The sequence below is a fragment of the Kitasatospora sp. NPDC004615 genome, assembly GCF_042873545.1.
In the GTDB taxonomy this organism is placed as follows: domain Bacteria; phylum Actinomycetota; class Actinomycetes; order Streptomycetales; family Streptomycetaceae; genus Kitasatospora.
Genome location: NZ_JBIALQ010000010.1, coordinates 159,115 through 170,867 on the forward strand (window position 1 = coordinate 159,115; position 11,753 = coordinate 170,867).

Here is an 11,753-nt window from a genome sequence, read left to right on the forward strand (position 1 = left end):
GGCAGGCTGACACCATCGGGGCGTGCCCACACTGTTCCTGATGGTCGGCCTCCCCGGGGCCGGAAAGACCACGACGGCCCGCCAACTCGCCGAACAGCACCGCGCGTTGCGGCTGACACCGGACGAGTGGCTGCTCCCGCTGTTCGACCGGGCCGATCCGGGCGAGAAGCGCGACGTGCGGCTACGTCGAGTACCGGGCGCAGGCCCTGCGGGTCTCGGCGCTCGTCGTCGACAGCCACGAGGAACGTGACGGCTGGCCGGGGCACGGCGACGTGTTCAGCGTCGCTCTGGGCTAGCCTTCGGCTTCTCGCGCGGCCAGTTGCGCAGCGTCGCGGCGATGATGTGCGGGCGGGCCAGGTCGGCCGGGGAGCCGGTGAGGCTGACGGCGTTCCAGACGGCGGCGGCGACCCTGGGGTCGGTGGCCGCGGCTCGCATGGTGGCGCGGAAGGACTTGGCCAGGAGGGCGGCCAACGCGGGGCGGGTGCCCGGGACTTGGGGCATGGAGCGGTCGGCCAGGGTGGCGAAGAGCCAGGAGAGTTGCACGGATTTCGCGGCGGACCGGTAGAAGCGGCGGGGGAGGTCTCGTGTGCCGTCGGCGAGGCAGTCGCGCAGAGCGGCGGCTTCGAGCGCGGCGACGGTCATGCCGGCGCCGTAGATCGGGTTGAGGCTGCAGATCGCGTCGCCGATGGAGATCAGGCCGTCGGGGAGGCGGCGGAGCCGGTGGAAGTGCCGGCGCACGGAGTGGGGGTACGCGAAGGAGGCGACGCCGGTGACCGGGTCGGCGTTCCGGAGGGCTTCCCACGCTTCGACGGTGGCCAACTCCTGTGCGAACAGCAGGAATTCGTCGGGTGCGGTCGGCGGGTGGTCCTGGCGGCCGAATCCGTACAGGGAGAGCACCCAGAGGTTGTCCTCCTGCTGGGTGAGGACCAGGCCGCGTGGGCGTGCGGGGGTCGCGCCGACCAGGAGGGCCTTGTTCGGGCCGAGGGCGCCCGGAGGGAGCCGGTAGCGGCGGCTCGCGTAGGCCACGTCGACGCGCTGGCGCTGCTCGGCGGGCTTGTCGTATCCGAGTGCCGCCAGCCAGGTGGCGCCTCGGCCCGCCCGTCCCATGGCGTCGACGACGAGGTCGGCGTCGATGTCCTCGAAGGTGCCCGAGCGCGCCAGCCGGGCTCCTGTCACCCTGGTGCGGTCGGGTGTGGTGAGCGGGGCGGTCGCTTCCCGGCCGTCCAGCAGGGTGACGTTGGGCGCCGCGCAGACTTTGGCGCGCAGGCGCTCCTCGAGGAAGGGGCGCCCGGCCTGGAGGACCGTGCCCAGCGGCACTTTGTGCAGCAGGGAGCCGAAGAACACGATGTCGACCTCGCTCAGCGCGGTGACCAAGGTGGCGCCGTCGGTGGCGAGTTCGTCGGCGAAGCCGGGGAAGAACTCCTCCAGGACGTTCGCGCCGCGGACCGTCAGCGAGTGCACGTGCGCCCCCTGCGGCGCTCCCCGCCGGACGGTGCCGTCGCCCGTGAGGGTGTCCCGTTCGACCAGGGTGACGCGGTCGTAGACCTCGGAGAGGGCCCGGGCGGCGCACAGGCCGCTGATGCCGGCGCCGAGCACCAGGGCATGGCCGGCGCCCATCTCCGAGCTGCGTGCCAGGTTCACCGTGAGCTCCGATCCGCGAGAGGGCTGCGGGGTGCCCGTGCCCACAAGCCGCACCGCTCACACGCGGCGACCGATTGTGCACACCAGGTGATCGAAATCCGTCACGCGGTGAGCGCTACCTTGACATTGCCATGGCGAGAGCGCGTTCTTACCATCAGGCGTACCGTCAACGAGCGCTAGCAGGAAGCGGGTTCGTCCATGACTGCTGCACCGTCCACCCGCCGCCGATCCTTCGGCGGCCTCGCGCTTCTCCTGGCCGCCGCGCTGCTCGGCGCCGCCCCGGCCGCACCAGCTGCCCACGCCGCCCCGGTCGCCACGCCGATCGCCAACCAACCGACCGCCGCACAGAGTTGGGGCGACGACTTCGATGGCCCGGCCGGATCCGCGGTCGATCCCGCCAAGTGGACGGTGGAGACCGGCGGTTCGGGCAACGGCAACCACGAGCTCCAGTACTACACGGCGGGTGCGGCGAACGCCGCGCTGGACGGCCAGGGGCATCTGGTGATCACGGCGAAGCGCAACACCGATGCGGGGCTGGGCTGTTGGTACGGCACCTGCCAGTACACCTCGGCCCGGCTGAACACCGCCCGCAGCTTCGCCCAGGCGTACGGGCACTTCGAGTCCCGGATCAAGATCCCGCGCGGGCAGGGGATCTGGCCGGCGTTCTGGATGCTCGGCAACGACATCGGCACGGTGCAGTGGCCGAACAGCGGCGAGATCGACGTGATGGAGAACATCGGCCGCGAGCCGGGCACCGTGCACGGCACCATCCACGGGCCGGGCTACTCGGGCGCGGGCGGCATCGGCGCGCCGTACTCGCTGCCGGCGGGGCAGTCCTTCGCGGACGACTTCCACGTCTTCGCCGTCGACTGGAGCCCGTCCGCCGTGACCTGGTCGGTGGACGGCCACGCCTACCAGACCCGCACCCCGGCCGACTTGGGCGGCAACCGCTGGGTGTTCGACCACCCGTTCTTCGTGATCCTCAACCTGGCCGTCGGCGGCGACTGGCCGGGCAGCCCGGACGGGTCGTCGGCCTTCCCGCAGACCATGGTGGTCGACTACGTGCACGCCACCACGTCGGGCACCGGCCCGGTGCCCTACACCGGCCGGATCACCGGCCCGGGCGGCATGTGCGTGGACGTGGCGGGGGCTTCCAGTGCCGACCGCACGCCGATCCAGTTGCACAACTGCACCGGCAGCGCCGCCCAGCAGTGGTCGGTCGGCAGCGACGGCACCGTTCGCGCCCTCGGCAAGTGCCTGGACGTGGACGCCGCTTCGCACAACGACGGCGCGGCGATCCAGCTGTACACCTGCAACGGCACCGGCGCCCAGCAGTGGTCGTACGGCAGCGGCCGCGCCTTCGTGAACACCGGCTCCGGCAAGTGCCTGGACTCCCCCAACGGCTCGTCCGCCGACGGCACCCGGCTCCAGCTGTGGACCTGCAACGGCACGCCCGCCCAGCAGTGGACGCTTGGCTGACGCGACCCCCGCGCGACGGTTGACGCACCGTCACCGCTCGGACGGCACTTGGCTGAGCGGCGCGGCCAGCGACTCCAGGCTGCGCCGTTCGGCCTTGACGCCGATCAGTGCCTCGACCAGGCCCGCCAGCGTCATCAGCGCGGCGCCGATGCAGAACGCCAGTGTGGCGTCGCCGACTTGGCCGCTGGAGACCAGGCCGTTGAACAGCAGCGGGCCGGAGATACCACCGGCGGCGGTCCCGACGGCGTAGAAGAACGCGATGCACAGCGCTCGCGTCTCCAGCGGGAAGATCTCGCTGACGGTGAGGTAGGCGGCGCTGGCCCCGGCGGAGGCGAGGAACAGCACGGCCGTCCAGCAGGCGGTCATGGTGGTGGCGTCCAGCGAGCCGCGCTGGAACAGCCAGGCGGTGCCGAACAGCAGGACGCCGGAGCCGATGTAGGTGCCGGCGATCATCGGTTTGCGGCCGACCGAGTCGAAGAGGTGGCCGAGCAGCAGCGGGCCGAGGAAGTTGCCGACGGCGATCACCGCGAAGTAGTAGCCGGTGTCGCCGGCGGGGACGTCGAAGAAGGTGGTGAGGATCGCGGCGTAGCCGAAGGTGACGGAGTTGTAGAGGAAGGACTGGCCGATGAACAGCGCCAGCCCGAGGACGGTGCGGCGCGGGTAGTGCGCGACCAGGGTGCGGGTGATGGTGCCGAAGCCGATCGGGCCGCGCTCGCGGATCCGTATCGGTGGTTCGTCCACCGGCGGCAGGGGTTCGCCGGTCTCCCGTTCGACGGTCTTCTCGGCCTCGGTGACGATCTTCTCGGCCTCCCGGCGGCGGCCGTGGGTGATCAGCCAGCGCGGGCTCTCCGGGACGTGCCGGCGCACCAGCAGGATGACCAGGCCGAGCACCACGCCGATGCCGAAGGCGAGCCGCCAGCCGACGTCGGTGGCGAACAGCGCGGTGTTGAGCAGGGCGATCGAGGCGAACGCGCCGATCGCCGCGCCGATCCAGAAGCTGCCGTTGACGATCAGGTCGATCCGGCCGCGGACCCGGGCGGGGATCAGTTCGTCGATGGCGGAGTTGATCGCCGCGTACTCGCCGCCGATGCCGAAGCCGGTGAAGAAGCGGCACAGGAAGAAGAACCAGGCGGTCCAGGAGAGTGCGGTGACGGCGGTCGCGGCGAGATACACCGCGAGGGTGACCATGAACAGCTTCTTGCGGCCGAGCCGGTCGGTGAGCCAGCCGAAGAACAGCGCGCCGCAGCAGGCGCCGGCCACGTACAGCGCGGCGGCGGTGGTGGTGACCTGGGCGGTGCTGATGGCGATGCCGCTACCGGGTTCGGCGAGCCGGGCGGCGAGGTTGCCGACGATGGTGACTTCCAGGCCGTCCAGGATCCAGACGGTGCCGAGGCCGATCAGGATCCGCCAGTGCCAGGGCGACCACGGCAGCCGGTCGAGTCTGCCGGGGACGTCGGTCTCCACGGCCACGGTGGACTGGCGCTGCGGTGCGGACATCTCGGCCTCCGTCGAACCGTCCCGAACATCCGGCGGTTCCGAACGTACCGTCAGCGCGTCTGCCCAGCTCTGTCCCCGGCGCCCACCTGGCCGACCGTCGATCAGCTCAACGTGGACCGAACGAGCGCCGTGGAGAGCCGGGCCAGGTCGTCGGGGCGGACCAGCGCGGCAAGCGCGTCGGGCTCGCGCGGCAGGCCCAGACCGGCAGCGGCGGACAGGGCGCGGCGGTCGAAGAACGGGCGCAGCTCGGGCCAGAGCAGCTGGGCCTCGCGGCGGAAGATGTCCGCGCCGACGGGGCCGATCCGGGGCACCTCGCGCAGCAGCCGGCCGATCGCGGCGGGGTCGCGTTCGGCCTCTTCGCGCAGCCGCCGCAGGTCGCCGTGCCAGCGTTCCCGGACGAGTGCGGCGCCCTCGCCCAGCACGGTGGCGGTGCTCTCGTCGTACCGGACGTAGTGGGCGCGGCCGAGCGCGTCGACCCGCTGCTGCCAGCTGGACCCGGTCATCGCGCGGGGGGTGCGCAGCCCGTCGGCGAACAGCTCGCGGGCGGCGTCGGCGGCGGTGTCGGCGCGGATCCGGATCGCGCACAGCTGGGTGAGGACCAGCAGTTGGTAGAGCGGCGCGGGGGTGTCGCGCAGCCGGATGCCTGCCTGCTCGGCGTACGTGGTGCCGTGCCGCTCCAGCAGGTCCTGGACGGTGGTCATCGGGGTGGCCGGGCCTCCAGCCGGTCGGCCAGGATCCGGGTTTCGAAGCGGGGCTGTACGGCGGTGGCGGGGCCCTGTACGGGGTGGCCGTCGCTGAGCCGGAACCGGGACTGGCATTCCGGGCACTGCACGCAGCCATCGATCAGTTCGCCGTCCGCGAGCGATCCGGCCGTGTGGGTGCAGCGGTCGGCGAGGACCGTCCAGCTGTCGTCGGAGCCGTGCACGACGAGCACGGCGACCTCGCCGAGCCGGCGGCGCACTGGGACGTCTTCGGGGAACTCGGCGGTGTCGCCGAGCGGTTGCCAGTCGGGCGGCGCGAGCCGGAACTCGGCCTCGGCGTGGGCGGCGCCGGCGGCGTGCCGGTACGCCAGGTGTCCGCCGAGCCCGGCGGCGAGGCCGACGACGGTGGTGCCGCTCAGTCCGAGCACCCGGCCGCGCAGCGGGTGGCCGTGGCAGCGGGCCCGCAGCGAGCACCCGTGCAGGATGGCGGCGGTGGCGGCGCTCGCGGCGTGCACCAGGCCGAGGCGGCGCTGGGCGGGTGGCAGCCGGGACCAGTCCACCCAGCCGGACCAGAAGACCGGCGGCAGGCTGATCAGCCCGACGGCGGTCAGGGTGCGGGCGGCCCGGTCGTCGCCGCCGGTGAGGTCGAGCACTCCGGCGGCCAGCCAGCAGCCGATCGGGGTCTCGACGAGCGCCGGGTGCAGTGGGTGGCCGAGCGGGACGCCGTGCAGCACGTCGCGCACCCGGCCGAGCGGCAGGGCCTGGATGAAGTCGGCAAGGCGGTCGGCGACCGGGTCGAGGAACGTCCAGTGGGTGGGGGCGTCCAGCCAGTCGGCGGGGCCTGAGCAGCATGCTCTGTCCATGTGGGGCGGCTGTCCGTTGTGGCGGGCCTCAAACCCGGCCGGCCGCGAACCCGGGGTCCTCATTCGACGCCACGCTCCTCGATGAAGGACTTGAACCGTTCCAGGTCGCCGCGGACCCGTCGGTCGATGATCCCCGTGGTGTCGGCGGTGTGGTGGGCCATCCCCTGCCGGTCGTAGTCCATCGCGAGGCGCACCTCGCAGCGGTCGTCGTCGAGCCGGGCGAAGCTGACCATGCCCATCTGGTCGGTGTCGCCGCCGACGGTCCGCCAGACGATCTTCCGGTCGGGCTGCCGGTCGACGGTCTCGGTCTCGAACTCGCGGCTTACACCGGAGATCTTGGTGCGCCAGTGGTTGTGCCGCTCGTCGAGCGGGGTGACCTCTTCGACGCCGTCCATGAACTGGGGGAAGTCCTCGAACTGCGTCCACTGGTTGTAGGCGGTGTGCAGTGGGACGTCCACCTCGACGGTCTCCTGGATCATGGTCATGGCTGCTCTCCTCCGTCTCTCGTCAGGTCGTCCCGGCCGGGTGTGCGGCCGGTGCGGGTGGGTCGGACGCGTGGTCCGACGCGTCGTTCGTGGTGCCGAGGACCGTGCCGAGGACCTCCACGGCGATCAGGCAGGTGTCGTCGTCGGTGTCGGCCACGCTCAGTTCCAGGGCCCGGTCGAGCAGGGTGTCGAGGTCGGCGGCGGGTTCGGCGAGCACCTGGGCGAGGTGGTCGAGCGCTTCCTCGACGGACTGGTCGCGTCGTTCGATCAGGCCGTCGGTGTACAGCACCAGGATGTCGCCGGGCCTCAGGGTGTGCCGGGCCTCCTGGTACTCGGGGTCTTCGGCGGCGCCGAGCAGGATGCCGTGCGGCATGGGCAGCGGGCCGGCGGTGCCGTCGCGCAGCAGGAGGGGCGGCAGGTGGCCTGCCCGGGCCCAGTGCAGGGTGCGGGTGTCGGGGTGGTAGCGGGCGCAGACGGCGGTGGCGGTGGCGTCGGTGAGGTCGGCGGCGGCCTCGTTGAGCCAGCCGAGCAGGCGGCCGGGCCCGGCGCCGGTGTAGGCGAGGCCGCGCAGCGCGTTGCGCAGGGCGACCATGCCGGTGGCGGCCTCGACGCCGTGTCCGGCCATGTCGCCGACCACCAGCAGCGCGGTGCGGTCGGGCAGCAGGGTGGTGTCGTACCAGTCGCCGCCGACCCGGTCGCGCTGCGAGGCGGGCCGGTAGCGGACGGCGGCGCGCAGGCCGGCGCTCTCCAGCGGCGGCGGGGCAGGCGGCAGGATGGCCTGTTGCAGGCGCAGCGCGAGGCGGTGGTTGTCGGCGGCTTCCTGCCGGGTGTCGGCGAGGCGTTCGGTGGTGGCGGCGAGCGCGGTCTCGGTCCAGTGCTGGGCGGAGACGTCCTGGTAGGCGCCGCGGACGGCGGCGGTGTGCCCGTGGGCGTCGAGGACGGGTTCGGCGACCAGGCGCACGTAGTGGGTGTAGCTGCTGAGGTGTCGCATCCGGAACACCGCGGAGTCGGCGCGGCCGTGCTGGACGGCGGAGTTGACGACCCGGCGGACGGTCTGTTCGTCGTCGGGGTGGACGTGCGCGGCGAGGGCGGCGAGCGGGACGGGGGCGGTGCCGGCGGGCAGGCCGAGCAGGTCGGCGGTGCGCGGCGTCCAGTGGATCTCGCCGGTGCGTAGGTCCTCCTCGAACCCGGCGAGGTGGCTGAGGCGCTGGGCGGCGCGCAGCAGGTGGTCGGTGCGGTCGGTGCCGGCGGCGGGCTGCCAGCTGACCAGCAGGCGGTTGCCGTGGCGGGCGGCGGCGAGTTCGAGCAGGACGGGGGCGGGGGTCTGACCGGCCAGGAAGGTGAGGGCGAGGCTGTCGTGGTGCTGCGGGCGGCCGGTGGCGTGCACTTCGAGCAGCAGGTCGAGCAGGCCGTCGGCGCAGGCCAGTGGGTAGGTCTCGGTGAGGGTGCGGCCTTCGAGGCGGTGCGGGGGCCGCTCGGCGAGGTCGGTGAAGGCGGCGTTGACCCGGGCGAGGCGGAAGTCGGCGGGGGTGCCGTGGGCGGGTTCGGGGTCGAGCAGCGCGGCGGGGGCGAGCGCGGCGTCGATGGCGCCGGTGTCGGTGGGGGCGGGGCCGGTGGTGGCGAGCCCGGGGTCGGTGAGGGCGAGCGCGCAGACCTCGGCGATCGTTTGCAGGCGGCGGCGTTCGGCGGTGGTGGGGTCGCCGGGGCGCTCGGGCCAGGCGAGTTCGAGGACGGCGGCGGGCCCGTCGGCGCGGTGCACGGGCACGGCGAGGCGGTAGGGGGCGCGGGCGGCGCCGAGGGTGGCGGCGACCGGGCCTTCGGGGCCCTGGGTGGTGCGCTGTCGCAGGGCGCGCCCGGCGGGCGTGTCGAGGCCGGGCGGGACGTGTCGCCAGTCGGCGCGTTCGGTGTCGCCGAAGCCGGGTGCGGCGGCGGGGTGCAGGACGCCGCCGGGGCGGGCGGTCCACAGCACGGCGGCGGTGGCGGCGACCATGGCGGCGGCCTGGGTGAGGGCGGCGTCGACGGTGGGTTCGGGCCGTCCGGGCAGTCGGTCGGGCGGTGCGGTGGCGGCGGGCGTGGTGTCGCCGTCGGCGGGGCCGGGCAGCGTGGTGAGGATGTCGGCGGCGAGTTCCTGCGGGGTGAGCCGGGCGCGTTCGGCGAGTGCGAGCAGTTGGCTGCCGGCTTCGGCGGGTCCGCAGCCGAGCCGTTCGGCGAGGACGCCGGTGGCGAGGGCGGTGAGCGGGCGGGCGGCGAGGGCGGCGCGCAGGTCCTCGGTCTCGTCCTGGGCGTGGCGCAGCCGCAGGGCGAGCAGACGGCGCGGGTCGGCTCCCGTGCGGTGCGGCTCGCTGGTCTTCGACACGGCGTCAACTCTCCAACCGGTGCTGGACGGTGGTGATCAGGTGGTTGGTGTCGACGGGTTTGGTGAGGTGGTCGTCGGCGCCGGCGGCGAGGCTGCGGGCGCGGTCGTCGGGCATCGCCTTCGCGGTGACGGCGATGATCGGGAGGGTGGCGTGTTCGGCGCTCTCGCGGATCGCGGCGGTCGCGGCGTAGCCGTCGAGTTCGGGCATCATCAGGTCCATCAGCACCAGGTCGATCTCGGGGTGGGCGCGCAGCATGGCGAGTCCGGTGCGGCCGTTGGCAGCGTGCAGGGCGGTGGCGCCTTCGAGTTCGAGGGCGGTGCTGAGGGCGTACACGTTGCGCGAGTCGTCGTCGACGACCAGGACGGTGCGGCCGGCCAGTCGGCCTGCGCGGGCGGGTGACGGGGCGGCGGGTGCGGCGCCGGGCGGGCCGGCGGCTTCGCCGGAGCGGGGTTCACCGGCGCGGCGTTCGGCGGCGCGGGGTTCGCCGGCGCGGGGTTCGGCGGTGGCTTCGGGCGCGGGGGCGAGCCGGTCGGGCAGCAGCAGGGTGAAGCAACTCCCTTCGCCCGGTACCGATTCGGCGCTCACCGCGCCGCCGAGCAGCCGGGCGAGTTCGCGGCTGATGGACAGGCCGAGGCCGGTGCCGCCGTATTTGCGGCTGGTGGTGCCGTCGGCCTGCTGGAAGGCGCCGAAGATGGATTCCAGGTGGTCCGCGCCGATGCCGATGCCGGAGTCCTGGACGCGGAACGCGACGGCGCCCGACTCCCGCTGCCCGCCGGGAAGTTCACCGGTCCGGGCGGGTTCGACGGTGAGTTCGACGAAGCCGCGGTCGGTGAACTTGACGGCGTTGGAGAGCAGGTTGCGCAGGATCTGGCGCAACCGGGCCTGGTCGGTGCGCAGTTCGGCGGGCGCGCCGGGCGCGGCGCCGATCCGGAAGTCGAGGTTCTTCTCGGCGGCCAGCGGGCGGAAGGCGGTGTCGACGTAGTCGAGCAGTTCGCGCAGCGGGAACCGTTCGACGGTGACGTCGAGCTTGCCGGCCTCGACCTTCGACAGGTCGAGGATGTCGTTGATGAGTTGCAGCAGGTCGGAGCCGGCCGAGCGGATCACCTCGGCGTACTCGACCTGTTTGTCCGTCAGGTTGCCCTCGGAGTTCTGTGCGAGCAGCTGGGCGAGGATCAGCAGGCTGTTGAGCGGGGTGCGCAGCTCGTGGCTCATGTTGGCCAGGAACTCCGACTTGTACATCGAGGCGGAGGTCAACTGGCGGGCGCGGTCCTCGAGTTCGCGGCGGGCCTGTTCGATCTGGAGGTTCTTCGCCTCGATGTCGCGGTTCTGCGTGGCGAGCAGTTCGGCCTTCTCGCCGAGTTCCGCGTTGGAGCGCCGCAGTTCCTCCTGGCCGTCGACCAACTGTTCGGACCGGGCCCGGAGTTCGGCGGTCAGCCGCTGCGACTCCTGGAGCAGTTCGTCGGTGCGGGCGTTGGCCAGCAGGGTGGCCAGGGTGGTTCCGATGTCCTGGGCGAGGCGTTCCAGGAAGTCCCGGTGCAGGTCGGTGAAGTGGTGCAGGGTGGCGACCTCGACCACGCCCAGCAGCCGGTCCTCCATGGTGATCGGCTGGATCAGCAGTTCACGCGGGGGGCCGGAGCCCAGCGCGGAGCCGATCTCGGCGTAGCCGGGCGGCAGGTCGGTGAGGGCGATCGGGCGGCGGCCGCGCCCGGCCTGGCCGATCAGCGACTCGCCGAGGCCGAACCGGCGCGGGGTGTCGCTCGCCCGGTGGCCGTAGGCGGCGGCCCGCACCAGCACCGGCCGCCCGGCGCCGGCCCGGGCCGCGCCGTCCTCCGTCAGGTACTCCTCGGAGAGGTAGCAGGTGCCGTACTGGGCGTTCAGCAGCGGGCAGAGTTCGTCCATCAGCAGTTCGGCGACGGCGGCGGGCTCGCGGCGGCCCTGGATCAGGCCGGTGAGGCGGGCCAGGTGGGTCTTCAGCCAGTCCTGTTCGCGGTTGGCCCGGGTGGTCTCGCGCAGCGACTCCACCATCACGTTGACGTTGTCCTTCAGGTCGGCGACCTCGCCGGACGCCTCGACGGTGATCGACCGGGTCAGGTCGCCCGCGGTGACGGCGCCGGTGACCTCGCCGATCGCCCGCACCTGCCGGGTCAGGTTCCCGGCGAGTTCGTTGACGTTCTCGGTCAGCCGTTTCCAGGTGCCGGAGACGCCCTCCACCTCGGCCTGCCCGCCGAGCCGGCCCTCGGTGCCGACCTCGCGGGCCACCCGGGTCACCTCGGCGGCGAACGAACTGAGCTGCTCCACCATGGTGTTGACGGTGTTCTTGAGTTCCAGGATCTCGCCCCGGGCGTCCACGTCGATCTTGCGGGTCAGGTCGCCGCCGGCCACCGCCGTGGTCACCTGCGCGATGTTGCGGACCTGGCTGGTCAGGTTGTGCGCCATGAAGTTGACGCTGTCGGTCAGGTCCTTCCAGGTGCCCGCCACGTTCGGCACCCGGGCCTGGCCGCCGAGGATGCCGTCGGTGCCGACCTCGCGGGCCACCCGGGTCACCTCCGCCGCGAACGCCGACAGGGTGTCCACCATCGCGTTCAACGTACGGACCAGTTCGGCGACTTCGCCTTCCGCCTCGACAGTGACCCGGCGCGACAGGTCGCCGCGCGCCACCGCCGTCGCCACCTGGGCGATCGACCGGACCTGGCCGGTCAGGTTGGACGCCATCACGTTGACGTTGTCGGT

Annotated in this window: 8 protein-coding genes and 1 pseudogene; 2 read left to right on the plus strand and 7 right to left on the minus strand. The window is 73.1% G+C overall.

Annotated elements, in window-relative coordinates; genetic code table 11:
- Window positions 1-22 precede the first annotated feature (22 nt).
- A pseudogene (locus ACFYS8_RS30325) lies at window positions 23-178 on the plus strand (AAA family ATPase); the annotation flags it as partial.
- A gap of 98 nt (window positions 179-276) precedes the next feature.
- Here the strand turns inward: ACFYS8_RS30325 and ACFYS8_RS30330 are convergent.
- Window positions 277-1,641 (minus strand): NAD(P)/FAD-dependent oxidoreductase, encoded by a 1,365-nt coding sequence (locus ACFYS8_RS30330; protein ID WP_387647023.1) that lies wholly within the window; start codon window positions 1,639-1,641, stop codon window positions 277-279.
- A 198-nt stretch (window positions 1,642-1,839) separates the two neighbouring features.
- Here ACFYS8_RS30330 and ACFYS8_RS30335 point away from each other — a divergent pair, with 198 nt between their 5' ends.
- Window positions 1,840-3,120 (plus strand): ricin-type beta-trefoil lectin domain protein, encoded by a 1,281-nt coding sequence (locus ACFYS8_RS30335; RefSeq protein WP_387647026.1) that lies wholly within the window; start codon window positions 1,840-1,842, stop codon window positions 3,118-3,120.
- A gap of 30 nt (window positions 3,121-3,150) precedes the next feature.
- Here the strand turns inward: ACFYS8_RS30335 and ACFYS8_RS30340 are convergent, their stop codons facing one another.
- From ACFYS8_RS30340 to ACFYS8_RS30365, 6 genes are all read right to left on the minus strand, one after another.
- The gene (locus ACFYS8_RS30340) at window positions 3,151-4,617 is read right to left on the minus strand and encodes an MFS transporter (RefSeq protein WP_387647029.1); all 1,467 of its coding nucleotides are present in this window, start codon (window positions 4,615-4,617) and stop codon (window positions 3,151-3,153) included.
- A 101-nt stretch (window positions 4,618-4,718) separates the two neighbouring features.
- On the minus strand, window positions 4,719-5,318 hold the full coding sequence (locus tag ACFYS8_RS30345; protein WP_387647031.1) for an endonuclease: 600 nt from the start codon (window positions 5,316-5,318) through the stop codon (window positions 4,719-4,721).
- The gene (locus ACFYS8_RS30350; RefSeq protein WP_387647034.1) at window positions 5,315-6,181 is read right to left on the minus strand and encodes a Rieske 2Fe-2S domain-containing protein; all 867 of its coding nucleotides are present in this window, start codon (window positions 6,179-6,181) and stop codon (window positions 5,315-5,317) included. Before ACFYS8_RS30350 ends, ACFYS8_RS30345 begins: the two co-directional genes overlap by 4 nt.
- Window positions 6,182-6,240: 59 nt before the next feature.
- On the minus strand, window positions 6,241-6,666 hold the full coding sequence (locus ACFYS8_RS30355; protein WP_387647037.1) for an SRPBCC family protein: 426 nt from the start codon (window positions 6,664-6,666) through the stop codon (window positions 6,241-6,243).
- Window positions 6,667-6,688: 22 nt separating this feature from the next.
- Window positions 6,689-9,022 (minus strand): SpoIIE family protein phosphatase, encoded by a 2,334-nt coding sequence (locus ACFYS8_RS30360; RefSeq protein ID WP_387647040.1) that lies wholly within the window; start codon window positions 9,020-9,022, stop codon window positions 6,689-6,691.
- Window positions 9,023-9,026: 4 nt separating this feature from the next.
- On the minus strand, window positions 9,027-11,753 hold a 2,727-nt coding region (locus ACFYS8_RS30365; protein WP_387647042.1), incomplete at its 5' end, for a HAMP domain-containing protein.

Excerpts from the sequence above, each read along its gene's own strand:
- ACFYS8_RS30335 (WP_387647026.1), top strand. The coding sequence starts at position 1,840 with ATGACTGCTGCACCGTCCACCCGCCGCCGATCCTTCGGCGGCCTCGCG.
- ACFYS8_RS30340 (WP_387647029.1), bottom strand. The coding sequence starts at position 4,617 with ATGTCCGCACCGCAGCGCCAGTCCACCGTGGCCGTGGAGACCGACGTC.
- ACFYS8_RS30345 (WP_387647031.1), bottom strand. The coding sequence starts at position 5,318 with ATGACCACCGTCCAGGACCTGCTGGAGCGGCACGGCACCACGTACGCC.
- ACFYS8_RS30350 (WP_387647034.1), bottom strand. The coding sequence starts at position 6,181 with ATGGACAGAGCATGCTGCTCAGGCCCCGCCGACTGGCTGGACGCCCCC.
- ACFYS8_RS30355 (WP_387647037.1), bottom strand. The coding sequence starts at position 6,666 with ATGACCATGATCCAGGAGACCGTCGAGGTGGACGTCCCACTGCACACC.